The 21,387-nt window shown below is 45.3% G+C and carries 20 protein-coding genes, 1 pseudogene and 1 riboswitch; of the genes and pseudogenes, 10 read left to right on the top strand and 11 right to left on the bottom strand.

The window, feature by feature from the left end; translation table 11 throughout:
- Nucleotides 1–429 precede the first annotated feature (429 nt).
- Entirely contained in the window at nt 430–957 is a 528-nt protein-coding gene (locus HQM11_20090) for a hypothetical protein (GenBank protein ID MBF0353338.1), read from the bottom strand.
- A gap of 245 nt (nt 958–1,202) precedes the next feature.
- Between HQM11_20090 and HQM11_20085 the strand changes: the two genes are divergently transcribed.
- From HQM11_20085 to HQM11_20050, 8 genes and pseudogenes are all read left to right on the top strand, one after another.
- Nucleotides 1,203–3,284, top strand: a complete 2,082-nt coding sequence (locus tag HQM11_20085; protein MBF0353337.1) for a hypothetical protein — start codon at nt 1,203–1,205, stop codon at nt 3,282–3,284.
- A gap of 138 nt (nt 3,285–3,422) precedes the next feature.
- Entirely contained in the window at nt 3,423–3,914 is a 492-nt protein-coding gene (locus HQM11_20080) for a hypothetical protein (GenBank protein MBF0353336.1), read from the top strand.
- A gap of 1 nt (nt 3,915) precedes the next feature.
- Entirely contained in the window at nt 3,916–4,875 is a 960-nt protein-coding gene (locus HQM11_20075; GenBank protein ID MBF0353335.1) for an MBL fold metallo-hydrolase, read from the top strand.
- Between the two features lie 7 nt (nt 4,876–4,882).
- Nucleotides 4,883–6,898 (top strand): annotated as a pseudogene (locus HQM11_20070) (dehydrogenase).
- Between the two features lie 325 nt (nt 6,899–7,223).
- Nucleotides 7,224–8,276: a tetraacyldisaccharide 4'-kinase gene (gene lpxK, locus HQM11_20065; protein MBF0353334.1), complete on the top strand. Its 1,053-nt coding sequence runs from the start codon at nt 7,224–7,226 to the stop codon at nt 8,274–8,276.
- A 54-nt stretch (nt 8,277–8,330) separates the two neighbouring features.
- Nucleotides 8,331–8,861, top strand: a complete 531-nt coding sequence (locus HQM11_20060) for a peptide deformylase (GenBank protein MBF0353333.1) — start codon at nt 8,331–8,333, stop codon at nt 8,859–8,861.
- A complete protein-coding gene (locus HQM11_20055; GenBank protein ID MBF0353332.1) occupies nt 8,858–9,325 on the top strand; it encodes a DUF192 domain-containing protein in 468 nt (155 codons plus the stop codon). The genes HQM11_20060 and HQM11_20055 overlap by 4 nt, the downstream gene beginning before the upstream one ends.
- A 33-nt stretch (nt 9,326–9,358) precedes the next feature.
- Entirely contained in the window at nt 9,359–10,399 is a 1,041-nt protein-coding gene (locus HQM11_20050) for an efflux RND transporter periplasmic adaptor subunit (GenBank protein ID MBF0353331.1), read from the top strand.
- A 2-nt stretch (nt 10,400–10,401) separates the two neighbouring features.
- Here HQM11_20050 and HQM11_20045 read toward each other — a convergent pair whose 3' ends face one another.
- Nucleotides 10,402–10,689 carry a late competence development ComFB family protein gene (locus HQM11_20045; protein MBF0353330.1) on the bottom strand — a complete coding sequence of 96 codons (288 nt, stop codon included), beginning with the start codon at nt 10,687–10,689 and terminating at the stop codon, nt 10,402–10,404.
- A gap of 26 nt (nt 10,690–10,715) precedes the next feature.
- Between HQM11_20045 and recO the strand changes: the two genes are divergently transcribed.
- Nucleotides 10,716–11,492 (top strand): DNA repair protein RecO, encoded by a 777-nt coding sequence (recO, locus tag HQM11_20040; GenBank protein MBF0353329.1) that lies wholly within the window; start codon nt 10,716–10,718, stop codon nt 11,490–11,492.
- 195 nt (nt 11,493–11,687) lie between these two features.
- Here the strand turns inward: recO and HQM11_20035 are convergent, their stop codons facing one another.
- Complete coding sequence (locus HQM11_20035) at nt 11,688–13,253, bottom strand: Hpt domain-containing protein (GenBank protein MBF0353328.1); 1,566 nt, start codon at nt 13,251–13,253, stop codon at nt 11,688–11,690.
- A 269-nt stretch (nt 13,254–13,522) separates the two neighbouring features.
- On the opposite strand from HQM11_20035, the gene HQM11_20030 reads away from it, so the two are divergent.
- Entirely contained in the window at nt 13,523–13,726 is a 204-nt protein-coding gene (locus HQM11_20030; protein ID MBF0353327.1) for a twin-arginine translocase TatA/TatE family subunit, read from the top strand.
- 5 nt (nt 13,727–13,731) lie between these two features.
- On the opposite strand, the gene moaA is transcribed toward HQM11_20030, so the two are convergent.
- The 8 genes from moaA to HQM11_19990 all read right to left on the bottom strand — a co-directional run bounded on the left by moaA (nt 13,732) and on the right by HQM11_19990 (nt 21,034).
- On the bottom strand, nt 13,732–14,679 hold the full coding sequence (gene moaA / locus HQM11_20025; protein MBF0353326.1) for a GTP 3',8-cyclase MoaA: 948 nt from the start codon (nt 14,677–14,679) through the stop codon (nt 13,732–13,734).
- A riboswitch (molybdenum cofactor riboswitch) is annotated at nt 14,669–14,783 on the bottom strand. Its footprint overlaps the gene before it by 11 nt.
- A gap of 59 nt (nt 14,784–14,842) precedes the next feature.
- Nucleotides 14,843–15,277: a biopolymer transporter ExbD gene (locus HQM11_20020; GenBank protein ID MBF0353325.1), complete on the bottom strand. Its 435-nt coding sequence runs from the start codon at nt 15,275–15,277 to the stop codon at nt 14,843–14,845.
- Nucleotides 15,258–15,992 (bottom strand): MotA/TolQ/ExbB proton channel family protein, encoded by a 735-nt coding sequence (locus HQM11_20015; protein MBF0353324.1) that lies wholly within the window; start codon nt 15,990–15,992, stop codon nt 15,258–15,260. Before HQM11_20015 ends, HQM11_20020 begins: the two co-directional genes overlap by 20 nt.
- A gap of 42 nt (nt 15,993–16,034) precedes the next feature.
- A complete protein-coding gene (locus HQM11_20010; GenBank protein ID MBF0353323.1) occupies nt 16,035–16,541 on the bottom strand; it encodes an OmpA family protein in 507 nt (168 codons plus the stop codon).
- Between the two features lie 296 nt (nt 16,542–16,837).
- Complete coding sequence (locus HQM11_20005) at nt 16,838–17,239, bottom strand: response regulator (GenBank protein ID MBF0353322.1); 402 nt, start codon at nt 17,237–17,239, stop codon at nt 16,838–16,840.
- A gap of 150 nt (nt 17,240–17,389) precedes the next feature.
- Nucleotides 17,390–18,424: an NAD-dependent epimerase/dehydratase family protein gene (locus tag HQM11_20000; protein MBF0353321.1), complete on the bottom strand. Its 1,035-nt coding sequence runs from the start codon at nt 18,422–18,424 to the stop codon at nt 17,390–17,392.
- 397 nt (nt 18,425–18,821) lie between these two features.
- Complete coding sequence (locus tag HQM11_19995) at nt 18,822–20,246, bottom strand: DUF2851 family protein (GenBank protein MBF0353320.1); 1,425 nt, start codon at nt 20,244–20,246, stop codon at nt 18,822–18,824.
- A complete protein-coding gene (locus tag HQM11_19990; protein ID MBF0353319.1) occupies nt 20,243–21,034 on the bottom strand; it encodes a type II secretion system protein in 792 nt (263 codons plus the stop codon). The genes HQM11_19995 and HQM11_19990 overlap by 4 nt, the downstream gene beginning before the upstream one ends.
- Between the last annotated feature and the right edge of the window lie 353 nt (nt 21,035–21,387).

The raw sequence follows: 21,387 nt of genomic DNA, 5'->3' as shown, positions 1-21,387 counted from the left end.
GGCTATTTGCCAAAGATAAAACTGCAGAACTAAACCACTCAATAATGGTCCATCTATACCTTGGATAGTGAGCCTTCTGACTCGCACAGTGGAACTCTGTCCTCATTGCCTATATTTTCACAGTAAGAAATTACCTGCGAGAAAATCCCCCTTTTCAAAGGGGGCATGGGGGATTTAGCGCTCAGAATATCATTACCCGAACCCCCTTAAACCAAGGGGGAATTGCTGCAAGTGCCTTCACAGTGCTTAACTTAACAGCCTTGAACCTCACCTTGGGGGAAAAATGTCAATTCAGAGACTTGATACAGTTCAGCGCAAGGACACATCATGAGTTGCTACGCCCGGCTATTCTCAACTGAGAATTTTAATGGTTGTATCACAAATGGACTGTTCAAGGAATTGTTTTTTGAAAGATTTCTTTTGCCGTTCCTAATGAGACGCCCCGGCTTTCTCAGAACGAATGTGCGCCATCAATTCATCATTCTGTTTACGTAAGGCTTCATTATCTCCCGCGAAAATATTGGATTTTTGCGCAAAGGCGAGTGCTTCCTCATATTTTTCCTGTCTGGCCCGAATCACGGCCAGCAGGGCCCACCCCTCCGCATGGTGTGGATCCAGCCTCACGGCGCGTTCAACTGTCGCCGATGCCGGATCCAGTTCGCCATGTGCCAACTGTGCTCGTGCCCGCTCCAGAAGTTGTGTCACCGCCATGGCCACCCCTGAAGCCGACTGTCTGGGCGCAGGCGTTGCTTTTTCTGCTGGTTGTGTTGTCGGAGCTGGTTCTATCCGGGATGATGGTGAAGAAGGAACAGGCTTTTCCGGTGGTATGGTTTCAACGGCAGACGATTCCCTTTTCATTCCGGAAACAGGTGGCCCTTCTCCGGTTGTGGAAGTACCACATCCAGTGATCAACATGATTCCAGCAATGATGCCACTGAAAAATAGCCAATGTTTCAAGTGAATCCTTAAATAACAGGGAAAACTTTCTGGTTACGAATGTCCCGTTCGTAACCGTTCCATTTTTTACAACTCATTTTTATCAATTTTTACTTTGCCTCAATATTTAATGCTGATGAACAGTTGACAGATCAGAATCCATTTTGTAAGGCTTTTTTCAAGAGATGATCAAGATGATTGAATCCGGCATGAATTTCAGATGAGGACTCTGCCGAATTTAAACCACTAATTGGACTGGATTCCGCATGAAACGACTGTGGCTGGGAATTATAATAGGCTTGTTCACATCGGGCATTATCCTGGCACAGCCTCGTCAGGAAACAACAGCTTTGAGATGGAAGTCCAATGAGCCTATTCAATTTCAATATCCTGATGTTCCTGAATCCTCCTTGCCTGAAGTGATCAAGGCCTATCTGGAATCCTGGGCTACCAATCCTGCCTCCGTACAAATTCATCCCGCGGTGATTGGCAAAAATAGAATCCAGAACATGTCGGCAGTGGATCCGCAGTCTGGTTTTGAATTTCTGCTTCATGTCCATGATCTGCACTTTATCGTCACAGCCAACGGCAGTTTTGTGTTGCCAAGGTCTCAGCTCTGGCGCTATCAGCCTTATCAGAAATGGATTGCCAGTCAGGAAACCGGGATGGATGTCGTGTTGGATGAACTGGAAAAACGGGGAGAGATTGAAATACGTTATGAACGTGAGAAAGCCGCAACCCGGAAAATCAGAAACAACCTCAGTTTTCCATCGGTGGAAGAAGCCTTGTTTTCCCTGGCAAAACAATTTGAATGGTTTGTTGAGTATCATGCGGATCGGCACATGGTACAACTGGTGGATCAAGCTCGAATTGTCGTGAAGTCGTTGAATCTGGAGCATGTCAACACCCTTCAGGTGCAGGATTTTTTTGAGAAAACCCAATCTCAATTCCATATCGGGGACTTGATGGAAGTGGTTTATCCCACTGACAGAATGGTTTTGCTCAAAGGACTGGAAGAGCGTGTCACACAAGTCGCGCAATGGATTAAGGAATTTGATCAGCCAGGTTCAGTCCCGGTCGCAAAACAGGCAGGTGCCGAATTTTCACATTCTGAAACCATTCTCTTGCGTGCGTTGCCCGAAGATCGCATTCAACATCATCTGAAACCACTCTTCACCCATAATCCTGTGTTGTACAATCAGGTCTCCATTTCATGGAACAAGGATCTTCAGCAAAAAAGAGAAAAAGGCCCGTTGCTGGTGACTTTGTATGGAGAAAAAAACGCGGTTCAAACCGTCAAGCAACTGTTGGGTGAACTGGATCAAACCTATCAAACCATGAACCTTTCAGGAAACCAGGTGTTTGAGCGTGTTCCGCTGCGTTATCTCAGAGTGGGCGATAAATCTGTAGCCAGTGATGGCCAGCACATGCAGATTCCCGGTACGGAAAAAACTCTGGAATCCTTGTTGAAACATTATTTTGAAGGCAAAAACATGCCTGCCGCACAGGTTGTACCCGATCTGGTCACCAACGCGTTGATCCTTCAGGCGGAACCGGAACAAATCCAGATGGCCAGACAATTGATCCAGATTTGGGATGTGCCGAGTCCGCAAATCAAAATTGAGGCGCATATTTTCGAGACCACTGAAAGCTATGCCCGGGACATTGGACTTCAATTCAGCGGACAGGGTGTTCCCGCAGGCAGTACACAACCCAACATCAATGCCGATGGCCCATTCACCGCCGGTTTTGTGGCAGGCCCCATACAAACCACACAGGCGTTTCGGGTCGATACCCTGTTGCGGTTGCTTGAAACCGAGGGCAAAGGACGGGTTCTGTCACGTCCGGTGGTGACGACCATGAACAATACGGAAGCAGAGATGCATAGCGGGTTTATCCTCAATATCAAAATTGTGCATGAAACCCGCAGTGAGTTGAAAGAAATCAAAACCGGTGTCACGCTCAGAGTTACCCCACGCCTGATCACGGATGTCCAGGCTGGAAAACCGGAGGACTTCATTGGAATGAATGTTTTTGCTGAAACCAGCAGTCCAGTCAATGAAGCCACTACAGACGGAATTCCACAGATCAACAGCCAGCGTGCTCAGGGCAATGTGATTGTGAGGAATGGGAACCCGTTTCTGCTGGGTGGCCTGATACGCGATCGGGAAGGATACTCAGAGTCAGGAATTCCGTTTTTACGTGAAATTCCATTGATCGGCTGGATGTTTCAGAGCAGCAACACCAGCAACCGTTTTGATCATATTCTGGTGTTTGTGACACCCACGCTTGTATCTGATACGGAACGAACGACTCTGCCTGATTTCGAAAAAACAGGAAAAAAATAAAATATAAATCGTTTTCACGCAAATAGTATGAATCTTGAATATGAAAAAAACAAAATCTTTACTTGTATTCACCCTTCCAAATTGTCTAAATAACTGAAAAGGACTTTTTTTACCGGGACCATCCGCCAAGTGACACTTATGAATGTAATCAGAAACGACTTACTCCAGTGGAGTGTTGAAAAGAATCCTGACAACACGGTTATTCACCTGAAGGGAATCATCAACGAGGAATTCACCTATAAGGAATTGCTGTCCGAAATTCAGGAAAGGCGCCATTTGCCGTTGCGTATCCATCTGAAAGAGATCAAACGTATCAATTCGATGGGGATCCGTGAATGGTTCAATCTTTTGCGAGATCTACAGTGGGAAACCAAGGTGGTATTGTCCGAGTGTTCCATGATTTTCACCGAAGTTCTGTCCCAGATTGAGGAGTTGGGTTATGGCTGTTTCATTGAATCCTGTTATGTCCCTGTCTGGTGTGACCATTGTGAAGAAGAGTTTGAAATCAGAATCAATATGACCATCCCGCTTTCAGAAAATCCGGCTGATATTGCGTGTCCGCATTGTGGTGACAGTTGCAGTGTGGATACCTGGAGTTTAGAAGACATTTTGAAAAAACAGAAGAGTTGATATGCGAATAACCTTGTATGGTGTCAGAGGTTCCCTGCCGTCAGGGATCAGCGCAAACGAGATGGAAGGTAAAATTGAACAGGCTCTGGAACTGTTTCTGGAGCGTGGGTATTCAAAAAAGGAAGACATCAAAACCTTCATGAATGATCTGCCACTGCATCAGAAAGGGACGTATGGATCGTCAACCATGTGTATCGAGGTGCGCACCGAATCAGGTTCTGTTTTATTTGATTCCGGATCAGGCATTCGAAATTATGGTGTGAAATATCATAAAACCGAAAAGGAATTTCATATCTTCCAGACACACTACCACTGGGATCATACCTGTGGCCTGCCATTCTTTATTCCGATCTATATGGAAGGCAGGATTCTAAATTTTTATTCGCCCCACAATTCCTTCCAGAATGGTATCAGAGATTTATTCAAGGCCCCCTACTTTCCGGTTCCCTATGAATTTTTGCCGTCAACCCATCATTTTCACCATGTAGAAAAATATAAACCGCTCCAGCTATGTGGTCTGGAAATCACCCCGTTTCAACTGGATCATCCCAATGAAGCCTTCGGATACCATATCCAGGAAGGCGACAAACGCGTTGTCATCTGCTTTGACGCTGAATTCAAACGCATGAGCCGCCAGGATCTGGGCAAAGATCTGGAATATTATCAGAATCTGGACATGATACTGTTTGATGGGCAATACACCATGTCCGAGGTGCTGAGAAAAATCGACTGGGGACATTGTACCGCGCATGTTGGCGTGGACCTGTGTTTGCGGGAAGCAATCAAAAAACTGGTCATCGTGCATCATGATCCACAATCAGATGATGAGCATCTGTATCAACAGGAACAAATCACCCGACAATATTATGACCGGCAACTCAGAACGTATAAACATGAAAACCCTGATATCTCCCCGGTAGAGATCATGTGGGGTTATGAAGGTCTCGTACTTCAGGTTTAAAGGCACTATGAAAGAAATCGTCAGCATCAGTTTGGGGTCACGCAGTAGCAACTATGAATTTGAAACCGAATTTCTGGGTCAGCAATTCCACGTTCGCCGTTTCGGCACTGATCATAATGAAGCCGAAGCCGCGCATTTGTTGAGAGAGTGGGAAAACAAGGCCGATGCCATTGGACTGGGCATGGTCCGTGAGCATTATCTCATCGGCACCCGACGGTATATCCAGAAAAGTACGGAACGCCTGGAAAATCTGGTTACAAGAATTCCGGTCACCACCGGAGCCACCCTGCGCAGTATTCTGCAGAAATGGGCTGTACGCCATACCCAGATTGAACTTGGGAAATTTTTTAACAACGCCAAGGTGCTGTTTCTTTCAGGCATGACCAATTATGAAATGGCCACGGTTATTTCAGAATTCACGCCCAACATCTCCTTTGCTGATCCTTTGCTTCAACTCGGTATTCCCAAAATCCTGACATCTTTGAGCGGACTGGAATTATATGCCAGCGGCAGTCACGAAATTCTCAAGTGGGCTCCCAGCAAGGTGCTTGCGCCCTCAATCGCGGTGCTCAAACAATGGAACCATTTCATTTTGAAAAAAGCCGTGCAAAACGCGACTGTGATTGTCGGACCATTTCATTATCTTGAAAAATATTCGCTGGAAGAACTTGGTGGAAAAACGGTGATCACCTCCACACTGTCACGCGCCAGAATCGAACTGTTGAAATCCAAAGGAGTCAATCTGGCAATTGATGTTTCCCCGCAGATTTTTGAACGTGTTGTGGGAATGAATGTCCTGGACGCCATGATCCATGTGGCTTACGGGAAAAAACCGGGAGAAGTCACCAATGAAAACTACCTGGATATCATCCGGGATTACGGCATGGAACCACGTCGTATCTATCCCTCGGGTTCAGAAAAAAAGATCAATCGTTTCGCGTTTGTCATTCATCCGCTGTCTCAGGAATATTTCAAAAAAGTGAAGCCTGTCGGGATGCTGGCCAAGGTTGCCCCTTCCAAATTCATGGATGCCGTGGAATCTGCCATGGCCTATTCGCCTCCCTTTATCTATTCCACCATCAAAGGTGTCACCTCGCCACATGGTGTGGAAGCTGAAGGATGGCTGATCACAGTCGGTGGAACCCCGAAAGAAATGCTGGCCAGAAGTCCGGAATTCACCTATCGCCGATTGCTGGCGGCCGCAAAAATGGCTGAAAGATTGGGTGCGTCCATCATGGGACTTGGCGCCTTCACCAAGGTTGTGGGCGATGCCGGTGTTACCGTTTCCAAGCGGGCGAATATTCCCATCACCTCAGGCAACAGCTACAGTGCGTCCGGTGCGCTCTGGGCCGCCAGTGACGCGGTGAGAAGAATGGGACTGATTAAAGTGGAGCCTGATAAAAAACTTCCCATCAAAGCCATGGTTGTCGGTGCGACAGGATCCATCGGGGCGGTGTCGGCCCGTTTGTTGGCCAAAGCGGCAGAAGAAATTTATATTGTAGCCCCCAGGCCCGACAAACTGCTTGAACTTAAAAAATCTATTGAACAGGAAACACCGGGAGCCCGGGTTATCATTTCGACCAAAGGTGATGAATATCTGGCCGATATGGATATCATTGTGACCACCACGTCAGGAGCCGGGAAAAAAGTTCTGGATATCATGAAAGTGAAACCCGGATGTGTCATTACGGATGTCGCGCGACCGCTGGATCTACCACCCAGTGAAGTTGCCAAAAGACCTGATGTGCTGGTGATTGAATCCGGTGAAATTCTGTTGCCGGGCAATGTCCAGATGCGTGATATTGGTCTTCCTCCCGGAGTGGCCTATGCCTGTCTGGCGGAAACCATTGTTCTGGCACTGGAAGAACGGTATGAAGTGTTCACCATTGGCCGTGAAATTGAATGGGAAAAAGTCCGCGAGATTTATCGCCTGGGGCTCAAACATGGAATGAAACTGGCCGCCATATCAGGTGTGAACGGGGTTTATTCCGATGAAGATATTTACAAGGTCACCATGCTGGCTCTGGAAGAACGTAAAAAACGTGGAATATCAGTGCCTGTTGATGCGCCGGTTCTGCAACGACTTCCGGCAAACAAGTCCCAGGAAAATTTTCTGGTAAGCGACATCACGTCTGAGGCATCCCTGCGTCCCGTGAAAGAGGCTGCTGTCAAGTCCGCGACGGCCACCAAACCAACAGTGAAAAAGAAAACACGACTCAAACCAACCACTAAAGCGGGTTCCGGTAACAAAACGATACCGTCCAAACCACAGAAAAAATAAGACTGTGCTTTTGAACAGGTCTTCCTCCTGAAAATGAAATATCATACCGCTTGATTTCCTGATTATTATGCCTTTTTCCTCAAAATGGCGGTTTCTGCTTCTGCCTCTGGCCCTTCTGTATGAAGCGCTGGTACGACTTAGAGTTTTTTTATATCAAAAGAACCTGTTGACCTCCTGGCAACCTGAAGTTCCGGTGATCTCGGTGGGTAATCTCAGTGTGGGAGGCGCCGGAAAAACGCCGGTTGTTGATTATTTGCTGGAAACTCTGACCCACTCAAAAATCAAACCTGTTGTGTTGAGTCGAGGGTACAAACGGGAATCCACTTCAGAATATGAGAGACTCCGCTGGGATGAAGGTTTGCCCTCCAGTCCGGGAATGATTGGAGACGAACCGTTTCTGCTGGCAACACGCCATCCTGAAGTTGCGGTTTATGCCGGAAAAAACCGGGTTGAACTCTCACAAATCGCGGTGAATCGGGATCATCCTGATTTGCTGATTCTGGATGATGGCTATCAACACCTGCGCTTGAAACGAACCCTCAATTTATTGTTGATTGACGCTGAACGTGGACTGGATAATGAATGGGTGATTCCCATGGGGCCCCTGAGAGAACCTGTGGATCACTGGAAACGTGCGGACGCGATCATTGTGACTAAAAGCAATCTGGGATTCGCTGACAGACTTTTACATGTATTGACCAAAAAACATGGGATCACCTGCCCTGTGTTCAAATTTGAATATCGCATAAAAAACCTCCACAAATTGAGTGGAGAGACCCTTTCCATGGACAAACTGAACGGGAAAAAAATCATGGTTCTGAGCGGGGTTGCCCAACCACAGGGCGTTTCCAGAAGTTTGGAATTGTGGAACTGCAAAGTGGTCCAGCATGACATTTTTCCTGACCACCATCATTATACGTTCGAGGACCTCGCCCGATTGCAGGCTGACTATCACAGGATTCATCCTGACTATTGGATCACAACAGAAAAGGACGCTGTCAAATTGAGGGCGTATCAGACATTGCATGACAAACTGTGGATTATGGAAATGGCTGTCTTCGCGGATAAATCATGGGAGGAATTCTTTGTTGATTTTTTAAAAAAATGTAAGTTACAATGATTCCGGTTTAAAATTATCCCATCCAGCATTTCAAATTTATCGTAAGGAACCATTATGGCAGTCATGAAAATTTATACATTTCCGGACAAAGTGTTAAAACAGGTGGCAGAACCCGTCACCACCTTTGATACATCCCTCAGGGAACTTGCGGAATCCATGCTGGAAACCATGTATGAATCCGAGGGCATAGGGCTTGCGGCAAATCAGGTGGGAATCCTGCAACGGATTATTGTGATTGACATCAACAGCGGGAACGAAGACACCAGCACCCGGGAACCCTATGTGCTGATCAATCCTGTGATCGAGGAAAAATCAGGAGACATTACCTATGAAGAAGGTTGCCTGAGTGTGGTGGAGTATCGTGCTGAAGTGCAACGATTCCGTCAAATCAAGGTGGCCTATCAGGATCTTGAGGGGAAGCCACAGACCATGGACGCAGACGAGTTGAAAGCTGTATGTTTACAACATGAAATGGATCATCTGGATGGAATCCTCTTTATTGATCATTTGCCTCTTCTCAAGCAGAAAATGGTTAAAAAACATCTAAAAAAACAGGCCCGTCTGGCGGAAGAAGCCTCCGCATGAAACATTGGTTATGCCTGGTTATTCTGCTGTTGACGCTGGCACACTCACCGGAGTTGTCTTATGCGGAATCCCCGAATTCAATTCAATACGCCCATGCACAGATCGCAACGCCTTCAGGCGTTAGGTTGGATGTTGAACTTGCGGACACTGAAGAAAAAAGACACCTCGGTCTTGGCTTCCGTCAGGGCCTTTCTGAGGGCAAAGGGATGCTGTTCATTTTTGAAGAGAAAGAATTACACGGATTCTGGATGAAAAACATGAGGTTTCCGATTGATATCATCTGGCTGGATAACCATAAAATTGTTCACATTGAATCCGATGTTCCGTCACCTGTTTCCGCTCAAGACCTTCCTGTTTATAAACCCTCACGCATGGCCAATATGGTTCTGGAAATTGGCGCGGGACAAGCCCGGAAACTGGGACTCATCACAGGACAATCGCTGAAATATCAGTTCACACCATAATGATTTTAATACATATCCCTCAATAGGTTGATTATGAACTACGGATCAAAAGCTGTGATGCTTTGTTGTTTTATTTTGGGTTTTGCAATTCCTGGATTCAGCATTGAATCTGAAATTTTTGTCGTAGAATCTGTTCCAAAAACCAAAACACTGGAGTTGGTCGGCACCATCAAACCTGTTCGTGAAATTCAGTTTCAGGCCAAAACAGCAGGAGTGATTGAAAAGATAGCTATCGTAGAAAACCAGATGGTCAAACAGGGACAATTGCTCATGACTCTGGAAAATCAGACTCAGCGACTTCAACTGGATATCGCAAAATCCCAACTGGAAATCAATCAATTGACCTTGAAAGACGCGGATGTGCAATTCAAGGACGCGGAAAAACAATACCGTGACGAAAAACAACTTTATGAGAACGGAACCATCAGCAAAGCGCGATTGGATCAGTTGGAACTGCAATGGAAAAAAGCTCAAATCCGGCTCGATTCGGCAAAACAGAGTGTGGTGCTGACAAAGAATGAAATTCAACTGCGGGAAAAAGCAATTCTGGACACCTCCGTCCAAAGTCCGTTTTCAGCCCTTGTCAATCACCTGTATGTCACACAGGATGAGATCGTCGCCGCGGGAAAAGTTCTGGTGCATTTGATGGATATGCAGGCTGTGGAAATTGAGAGTGGGATTTCAGAAGAGGAATTTTCTGTGATTCAACAAGGTCAGGACGTAAGTTTTCGGGTTCTTGCTTTTCCAGGGATGGAGTTCCCTGGAAAAATCATACGTGTTGGCTGGGAACTCAACACCCAAACCCGAAGATTTCCTGTTTTTATCGGCGCGGATAATCCGGAATCGAAATTGCGTAGCGGGATGACAGCACAAATTTCACTCAACTATCATCTCAAAGGGTTGGTTCGGATTCCGGTAAATTCAGTGCTGTATGATCAGCAGATGCCTTATGTCCGGCTTTATAAAAACACTGAAATCGTGAAACAACCGGTCACAATTGATGATGTCAGACCAGATGGCGTGTATGTCAAGTATGGCCTTCAGGCTGGAGACAAAATCATTATAACCCGGTAAAATCAATGTTTGGGGTTGCCCATGACAGTTCTTACAGCGTCTCTGATGGCTTCCTCAATTTTCCCATCGGACAATTCTTCTCTCAGAACAATACTGCCAATCTGGGCATATCGAGGTGGCACCTTGTTGAGAACCAGCGCATAAATATCTTCGATGTCCAGGGTATCCGGGTCATAACCGTCAAATTCATCCAGAATCTTGGGGAGCAAGTTGATGACGCGCAATTCATTGCGGTTTCGTATTTTGTACAGAGAAATGCCTCGGTATTTATATTTGTCTTCATGCTGCATTTTAGTCTACCTTCCCGGAGTGAAATGTGAAAACATCAAATTGCCTGATTCTCAAACAAATGGACTTTAAGGAAAAAGATAAACTGATTACCTTTCTCGACTGTGAATCAGGGAAAAAGAGCGGACTCATTTTTGGTGCGAAATCCCTGAAATCACGACATTTATCGTCCAGCGAACCTTTCATTCATGTGCGACTTGTTTACCAGGAACATCCTGCGAGAGAGTTGGTACAGATCAAAAACTGTGATCTCCTCGAAAGCTATCCCGGACTGCGACAAAACTATAATAAATTTTTATATGCCTGTTATGTGTCTGAACTGGTTCTGGCCTGTAAATTTCCGGAATCCGAAGCCCGTATCTATTATGATTTATTGAGGCAATCTTACTCTGATCTTCAGTCAGAGGGACACGAATCTCTCATCAAGCTGTTGTTTGAAATACGGTTGCTGGAATTGCTGGGTATTTCCCCCAATCTTTCGCAGTGTATTAAATGTGACAAACAACTATGGAAACAGTCAACTATTTTTCCTGCTGTTTTTTTTCATGACAAACATCAACTGGACGCGTCCGAGGGAGGAGTCCGCTGTCCCTCCTGCATCACAGGAAATGATCAGGCTATATGGATTTCAGCAGGCACTCTGTCCTACCTGAAACACATCACGTCATTAGTAAAACCTATGGAATCAACAGTCAAAGCGACTGCACAAAATCTGTCAGAATTGAATCTGGCTCTCTCGGTTTATCTCAATCATCATCTGGAAACTCAGCTTCAATCGCATAAACTGCTGAAAATACAGACATGACAAAGGCTTTTGAATTAAGGAACAGCAAAAGAATAAGTATTAGAAGTTTTAAAACCAACCAATCTCCATTCTCAGGTCTGTAGATACGTGCTATAGTGCGTCTCTACGTGTGCCGGGCAATAGAGATTTTATGGAAAGTTTTCAATTTTATTTTTCGAATGTTCGCTAAGTTCCTAAGCGGCATTGATTGGTTCACTATTCCTGTGGTTCATGAACCACAATCATATTCCCTTCGAGGGGGAGCCTGACCACAAATTTGGTCCATTGCCCGGGAATCGAATCAACGGCGATACTTCCCCGATATTTCTCAACTTCTTCCTTGATGACATTCGTTCCCATGCCACGCCCTGAAACAGAGGTGACTTTTTTCTGTGTGGTGAATCTGGGTAAAAACAGCAGATCGAAAATTTTTTGTTTATTTTGTTCTGCTTCAAGAATATCAGCCTCTTGTTCAGAAATCATTTGTTTGAGACGAGCGGTCGCTAGAATATCCGCAGGGTTGATGCCTTTTCCATCATCTTCCAGACACAGAATCAAGGCCTCGGGCAACAGAGTGATGGATAAAACAATCCTGGCAGAAGCAGGTTTACCAATTTTTTGGCGGGCATCTGCGGATTCAATGCCGTGATCAATTGAATTTTTCAGTATTTGATAAAACGCGTTCCATAAACTTTCCATCAACCTGTGAGAAATGTAAATATCATGCTCACAATGAGCCACAAAATCCGCTGACTTATTCAGTTCTTTGGTAAGCTTTGACGTAGAGGTATGGAGTTTTTCAAACAAGCTGCTCAGTGGAACACTGTCCAGGCCAATCAGTTGCTGGTGTAGAAGTGCCAATTGTTCAGAAATTCCGCTGATGCTGAACTGGTTTTGACGAATTGAAAGCTGGATCTGGGACGATTTTTCCAGCAACGCATAATAGGCATCCGCTGATATCACGACATTTTCACTGTCGGTAGTTTCATTCTGGACTCTGGTGATAATCCCCTCTGTCAGGGTAATCAGTAAGAATAGTTGATTTAAAACATCTTTGATGGGTTGGATTCCATGATCGGGCACCCAGTTTTCTCGCAGTTGCTCCAGTTGGCTTTCCACATTATGGCAGACATCGCCGATGGTTGTGAGTCCGAGAAAGAAAAATGTTCCTTTAGCCGCATGAACACTTCGGGCAATGTGTTCAATCAGGGTTAGTTCCCTGAAAAATTTTTCATAATGCTTGAGGCTCAGGCTTTCCTGTGCTTCAGGGAGATATTCTCTTAAATTTTTCAGGATTTCTCTGGGAAGATGCCGGAGTTCACGCATGAGTTCAATAATCTCGGCCGCCAGTTTTTGTTCCTGGGTTTCTCCATGAGGTTTCAGCCAAACCATCACATACTGATACATATTGCCGGTTCTGATTGCTTCAAACCGGATCTCATAATTTTGTCCATTCTCCCAGGTGATGGTAAAAGATGGTGCCATTTTCACAATGTCTTCGGGCATCATCAACTCAACCAAGGTCTCATCAGAAACAATTTCGAGCCAGTTTTGCACCGTTTTGTTGTCGGAATTAGACAAAGACGACAACAATCCACCCCATATGGGATGTTCCTTCCAGGATAAAAAAACGCTGAAAATTTTATCGTAACCGGTACCCCTGCCTGTGTGAGCATAGACTACCTGATGGTTCATACTGTTCAGGATCAGCAAGGGGAAATCCCTTTTTTTAGCACTGGATTGCTGAAAAAAAACATTTAGATCAATTGGATCCTGGACCATAGTTCCTATATTTAATAAAGAAAATCATTTCAAAATGACTATCACTTAAAATTGCAAAAACATGACCAATTCACAATAGGAGTTTTCAGGATATTTCGGATCATTGCGGATTAGTACCCCTGTGGATGAACAATATGGCCTGTCTCATAATTCGACTTGAACCTCATGAGGGGGCAACATAGGCTATGGCAATCGTGCGAAGAACGTTGAAAACACGAGGGAGCCTTCACAAGAAAGCTCTAGCTTATCAATAATATTCAAGGAGAAATATGTTTGGCTTGGGAATGTGGGAATTATTGGTCATTTTGAGCATTGTCGTCATTTTGTTTGGCGCCAAACGCTTGCCAATGATTGGTGAAGGTGTGGGTAAAATGATCAGCAATTTCAAAAAATCAACACGGGAAGGAACTGAACTTGATCAAAATCCCGAGACTTCCGGTATGCTGGAACAGGATAAAAAAAAAACATCCTGAGTCCATCATCCGCCGATTTGTGACATCCTCAATCGGGACCCCGTAAAATGGACTGTTCTTTTAACGGAAATTGCTTCCTGAACTGCCGCCATCACCAGCGGTTCAGGAGTCTCGGCAGTCAATAAGTGCCGGATAGGCACCCCCAGGGGATGGCTGAGACAACCAAACAAGGTTCCATCAGACGCAAGACGCAAGCGAGAGCATCGGCTACAAAAAGGCGCACTTTCGTTGGCAATCACACCAAATCGCCCCATCGGTGTTTTATAATAAACCGCGGTATCATCGGACTCTCCCTGATCCGACACAAATGAATAACGTTGACGGATGTTTGTCAGCATTTCATTCATTGAAACAAATTTTGAACAGTCGTTCTGATACAAGGGCCCCATCCGCATGAGTTCCAGAAAGCGAATTTCCACCTTCAGATTCAACGCAAATTCCAGCAGGTTCAGCAATTCCACGTCGTTTTCTCCACGCATCACCACCGTGTTCAATTTGACCTTCAACCCAGCGTCCAATGCCGCATGAATCCCATCAATGGTTTTTTCCAGATGTCCTGTCCGTGTCAGTTTTTTGAAAGTATCAGGATCCACAGAATCAATACTCACATTGACACGACTCAAGCCACGCTGTTTCAGAATTTTTGCTTTAGATGCGAGTTGTTGTCCGCTGGTAGTCAGACCAATGCTGCTGACCGGTAACTGTGCAATGCCCTCAACCAATTCAGGCAAATTGTTGAAAAGCAGAGGTTCGCCACCTGTAATTCGGATTGTTTCAATACCGGCATGATGTACCAGCAATTGAACCAGTTTGAGGATCTGCGGGGAGGATAACTGCTGTGGATTGACACGGTGAACTGTCGGACTTTCCACACAATAAACACAACCAAGATTGCAGGCTTCCGTAACAGAAATACGGAGTTTGTTGATATTACGATGATACTGATCAATCATAAGATCTCCTTTCCACAATGGGAGGCTTGAGAATTTCTTCACAAACCCCGTTCATGAAGCCATAGCCAAGCCTTAGGCCACATGAATCGGAGAATAAATTAAGACGGCTCAAGGCACGTCACCGCGCATGTTGTAACATAACCCTTTGAGAGAGTCCACGAACTTATTGGGGAGACGCCAGGGGCACAATCACCAGATTGAGACCCACGTTCATTTCCTTGAGGCGGGCAATCACCGGCACAACCAGGCCATAGCGGATATTCTGATCGGCCTCCAGATCGACCACCGGGTTTTGCTGATCATTAGCCCATAGTCTGATTTTTTTCGTAAGAGTTTCCTCAAAATCTGTTTGCTCCACCTTGCCAATCTTTTCCTCGCCAACATACAAAACACCAGCTTGGTCGATGACCAGACGAAGGGGGGAATCAAGCAGTTTATGCTTGTCTTCCTGATATTTGTCTTTGGGGAGATCCACCTGAATGACATGGTTGACAATTGGTGCTGTCACCATGAAAATAATCAGCAATACCAACAGAACATCCACAAAGGGTGTAATATTGATATCGCTCATGGAATCATTATCCTGTTGCGGAGACATGCTCATAGATGGTCCATTCGATTCGACTTAGAAGATCCATGCTGAAATTACGGAGTTGATTGGCCTGAAGGCGTGTCTGTTGCTTGTAATGATTATAAGCAATCAGTGCGGGAATGGCCGCCAGCAATCCTGCGGCGGTGGCCACAAGAGCTTCTGACATCCCCGGAGCGACCGCGGCCAGACTGGTCACACCAGTGACACCAATATCCTGAAACGAATCAATGATCCCGAGTACAGTGCCAAACAGACCCACAAATGGAGATGCGCTGGAAATGGTAGCTAGTGTGCTCAAACGTCTATCAAGCCAGGATTGTTGAATCACAATATTTTGCTCAATAATGCGTTCTATGCGGGAATAGCTGTGATCCAGCAAATGGGGGAGCAATGTCGTAGTGACCTGGCTTTCAGAAAGTTTGTGGCGTAATTGAAGCCAATCCCAGTAGGCACTGCGGAGCAGATTGGCCAAGGGCGAGATTTTAAATTCTTTGGTTTGCTGATAAATGGATTCTAACCCCTGACGTGCGTTAAAAACCCCGGTGAATTGTTCATTTTCACGCATCACAATGCGGAACTGAAGCCATTTCAAGACAATGATGGCCCATGAAAGCGATGACATGAACATGAGGGCAACCAATACCAGTTGCCCCATCAGTGAACCTTCCAGAACCATTGTCAATATGCCTTTTTCCTGAAACAAATGAGAGAATTGGGACATAATGACAAGCTATTGGAAAAATCAGATCAGAAATAAAAAAAATTAACGAACAAATTCAACACGACGGTTTTTGGCCCAGGCACTTGAGGAATGCCCCGGATCAGCAGGATGTTCTTCGCCCAGACTCAACAGATAAAATTGCGCCGGGTCCACCCCGAAGTCCTGTAAATAACTGAAAATACTCTGTGCTCTTTTTTCACCAAGGGCCAGATTGTATTCTGTGCTTCCCCGTTCATCCGCATGTCCTTCAATCCGGATTTTAAAATCGGGATGGTTTTTGATCCACGAATAGTTTTTTTGCAGAACATCCATGTATTCTGGCGCCGGTTCGCTTTTATCAAAGTCAAAATAGATAGTTTTCAAGGCATAATCAGGAACATTCACATCGTCCAGAGGCGCGTCAATGATTGGTTTGGGCAAAGCCTGCACACGCAATTCCTGTTGTTTTTTGGCTTCCACAATTTGCTGTTTTCGCACTTCCTCCTGTTTACGCTCAATCTCCTGCTCCTGTTGTTTCTTTGCCTCCTGCTTTGTCACCACTTCTGACATCTGTTGCTGAAGATCATTTTGTGGTCCCTTCAAATTATCCTGATCACTGGGGGGACGGGGGTCAGCGCTTTTACTGCAACTTCCCATGAGAAAAAACAGGATGACAACCACACTCAAACCCAACAATTTATTCATACAACCTCCTTTAGTAATAAAACTAACAATGCAGATACTGTATGCCAGGTACCTGAATAGTCATGCAAGTGCATTCTAGTTGTGAATATTGAAATAACAAGGAATTTTTAGAATCTTTGGGATATGAAACACTGGCAGGCACTTATCCTTGTTTTGGGGTGTCACTGTTTTGTTTTACGGGACGCAGAGTGTTCCGGCATTTTGAGTAAATGATGAATCACATCAATTGCCGATTCGCCATGAAAGGGTTTCACGCCCCAGACAGTGATTCCCGCAGCATGTCTTCGTTCTTTCACATGACGGTCTGAGGTCGTTGTCAACGCCAGAATTCGCACTTTGCTGTTCTGCAGTTCATTCCGAATTTTTTCTGACATGGTCAGTCCATCCATTTTGGGCATGGCCATATCGGTAATCACCAAATCAATATCCGGATTGTTTCTGACAATATCCAACCCCTGTTCCCCATCCCCTGCGGTGAGAATTTCAAATCCCTGTTCTCTAAAGAAGTGATCAAGGTCGTTTACAATCTTGTCAGAATCATCAACAATCAATATTTTTGCCATATTGCTCCATTTTCCATAGGGGTGAATGTATTGCTCTTTTCAATCCAGCCCCAGGACATCATTGTTTGAAAAAATTGAACGATACTCTCTCATTTTTTGAATACTTTCCAGGCAAGGATGTCAACCCCTTTTTTAATCTTTGAGAAAATTTCAATCGTTATCCTCTTCTTCCAGAGGTAATTCTTCGTTTTCCAGTATCGTTTGTTTCATTTCTACGATCACTTGCCTCAATATGTTTTCAGCGGATTGATCCAGCAAGTCACTGCCAATTTCAGCTTCAAGAGTAGAAATATTGCCGTTTTTTGAAAAACCAAGGCTCTCCACATGGCTGAGCAGACGACCAATCTGAGGAATCGGAATCATTTTTAATGTTTCGATGGACCATGCGGGAAGTGAGATATTATTTTCTGGAATGGATAATTCATAGATTTCACAAATGACGGCCAACATCCGCTGTAATGATAAGGCCTCTCTATAACCAACATTCAATGCCCGCTGTACGGGTGCATCCATCTCATCACGCTTGAAAATCTGGAGGATCAGTCTGAAAATAATTTGTGCGTAATCACCAACGCTTATCACAGAAAACTGGGACTTTCCCTGATTAAGATTGAGTCCACGCTGAGCCAGTTTCAAAATGCCTCTCAACGAAGAAGATTCATCGTCAGCATTCAAAATGAGATGAGGCCTTAAAATAAAAGCGCATTTTTTCATGTCTTTCATTTTATCAAGAACTATTTTTTCCGCTTTGGCCAGCGATTCCGCAACAGGCGTTTGTGGATTCACCGGAACACTTTCATGAATATCATCCAGTGCGCCTGAACCATAAACAGACATTGAACTGCCATAAAGAACACCCATGACATGCTCTGGAAGAGCACCCATCAAAGCCTGGGTTCCTGATACATTCTCCAGTTTGACACGACGTTTGGATTCCTTGTCCGAATCATTGCCAAAATTAATCAAAATAAATGGTTTTTCCGGAAACAGCTTTTCTGGAACCTGCGGCAACTCCCCCAACACCGCCGTGATAAACGGGTATTCAGGAAGTTCACCGGGATCATCGGTCAGTGCGTTTATTCTGATATTTCCCTGAGTGTGTGTGGCCACAACCTTAAAAAACTCCCGCCCGATTGGGCTCGAGCCCCCCAGAAGAACAATGTTTATGAGAGGAAAACTATTCATGGATCAGTCTCGGAAAATGGATAAAATCTGATGTTGTCATCAGCAGGGGTCATTTGAAAAAATAGATTTGAGCCGTTTTCATTCCATCGGAGTACTCAAAAAACAACTTCCATAACTTTTCAAAAGACATTTCCTGCCGTGCATGCGTAGAGACGTGCTATAGCGCGTCTCTACAGACTTTTCAAAAGACATTTCCTGCCGTGCATTCGTAGAGACGTGCTATAGCGCGTCTCTACAGACCTGGGCAAGGGGAGTGTGTTAAAAAACTTTGGGCAGTTATTCTTTTGTCGTTCCATAGCAAACATGGATGTCTTCATAAAAATGTGGCACATGATAGCCATGATCCCCAAAGGTCACAATTCAATAATTTTCGTACACAAATCATAAATTCATGTGCTCAATCTATCAGGGGCCTTATCAGATCAGGAAATTCGCATTGCTGGCAACCTTGATAAAAATTTTGGCAAAAATCACTTCTGATCTGAATCAATCCCTGTTGAACGCCAAGTGTTTTTAAGGGTTTAGCGGCAAGGGACTGCCAGTCCAATCTCTTTTGCATAAACCGGGTGTGTTGGTTATCCGCTTCGGGAGGAAGAGCGATGAATAGCTGATAGACCAGTTTTTCCATTTCATCAAGATGCGCCTTTCGGGAATATACGAAAAAAAAGGGTACAATCGCATTGGCCCATAACAACAGGCACCGGTCTCGACCTACTAATTGCAACCCCTGTGACACACGACCACTTCCGATGGATAGAAATGCCGCCCATGTTTCCCAGTCTGGTGTGGGGAACATTCCCTGAGTCATTGATAACGTGGTTTTCCCAAGATGCTTGTCCTGCCGGACATCCGACAGGGATTCCATCAATTTCAGCCATGATTTCAACAACCCTTCTGACGCAATCCGATACAGATGATGATACATGCCGAGCAACCTCCGTTCTGGTGAGTTTTGAGGACGTTGCGGATTTTTGAGGGATACCTGATAGGACGGTTTATCAGGAAGTTCCTGCCAGATCTGGCGCCAATGACTGAGTTCCTTGCGCAAAGACGGATCATCAATACGGTCAGGCAGGTTTTCAAGCAGACCGCATGTGCCAAACCAGCGTGCGAGGATTTCCGCTCTGGTATATCGCTGAGGCTGACGCAGCATTGGCAACAGAAATTTCAGGGGATAGAGCGCTCCCAATTCCTGAAAGGCATCCGCATAGTTTGGATAACCCAAAACTCGGAAAATGGACTGAAACAACAGTTCTTCAGGATCATGCGTATCCCAAAGTTCCAGAAGCTTCTGTGATTTGATCGACATTCGATGTTCCGCGGCATGCCCGATAACGGAAAGTAGTTGATGACAAGACTGGTGGGCGGCCACCGCGCCACAACGTCCTGGCAATTCATGGTATTGTGGCAAAATCACAGACGGATCAAGCTCCATTGAGCCTGGAATGGCGATCTGATCGGCCAACACCAGCTCAGGAATTTCGGCACCGGACTGACAATGAATGGCCTGTGCCTTGTCCTTATACAGACATACATGAAGAATCACATTGTTGTATGCCGGATTCAGATGATGCTGGTGCGCATACCAATCCGAGGAAACCAGATGCATTTCCACTGCGCCGAAATATTCATCCGAACCAATGCCGACACAGGCATCATGAAAATCAGGACCATGGGATGAATTATGCCATCCGGCAAATTTAATCTGAACGTCCTGCCCCTGAACAGTTTGGAGATTGAATTTCAGCAACCCCGGAAACACCCAAAGGGCATGTAGCCAGTTTTCAGTTGGTGCCGGTTGAGAAATTTTGGCGGATGTCATCGTTGCAGTGCTTCCAGAAGGTTGATTTCCAGTGTTTCCCGAAAGACCTGATTCTGTTCATCTTTCAGTGCCATTGACAGTTTCAGCGCTACCGGCAAACACGGATCGGCTTTCGATTCCTTGATCGAGGGCGGGCGGCAGGATTGTTTACTGTCTTCTTTTGAATTCCATTCATTCACCCATTGCTCCTTGATGGAACCATCGGCCAGAGCCAGTCTTTTTTCAAGAAACTCCAATTGGAATTCAATGATTTTCCGGGAAAGTTCATGCTCTCGTCCCCCCTCCGTCAAATTGTCATCAATATAAAAATCCTCACGTCGTTTAAACGACCACGCGCCGGTTTCAGGTTCCAGTTGCAAAAAATAACCAACTTCATGGAGTTGAGGATCTTTCGGCAGGTATTCAGGAAAAAATCGGGTTGGAATGGCCGCATGGAAATGGATACTGCTGTTTTCCCCGTAGTCATTCCTGGTATCCCGTTTTGAAATGATACCAGTCTGATACACTGTTTCTGAGGGATTGTTGAAGGTGGTAAACTGTTCGAGGAACTGCACACTCTGGAGATCATCCAGAACAATGCGCATCAGCAATCGCAATTCCTGTTTGCCCTGAAGGGTGTTTTTGACCTGGATGGAATAATTGGAAATTTGAAAAAACGCCCCATAAATCAACACCATGATCAGGGACATGATGGAAATGGAAACCAGCAGTTCCAGCATGGAAAACCCTGAAGGCTTCGTGGCCTCAGACAAGGTTGATCTATATTTTCGTATTATACAACTATTCATGTTTGTCTTCATCCCAATGGATTGCTTAGGAATGCCGGGTTGTTTAATTTTCCAGGATCAATTCTTTGACACATGGCCGAAAATGTGCACAATGTCATCAACTTAAGCATTCTGAAGGGTACTGTGTTTCAATTCCCCCTTGGTTCAAGGGGGTTAGTGGGATGTAATTCCGAGCGTTAAATCCCCCATGCCCCCTTTGAAAAGGGGGACTTCCCGGCGACGAATTCCTTACTGTGAAAATATAGGCAATGAGGACAGAGTTCCACTGTGCGAGTCAGAAGGCTCACTATCCAAGGTATAGATGGACCATTATTGAGTGGTTTAGTTCTGCAGTTTTATCTTTGGCAAATAGC

The sequence above is a fragment of the SAR324 cluster bacterium genome (genome assembly GCA_015232315.1).
GTDB lineage: Bacteria > SAR324 > SAR324 > SAR324 > NAC60-12 > JADFZZ01.
Note: the sequence above shows the minus strand (reverse complement) of the source record. Positions and strands in the feature narration are given on the sequence as shown.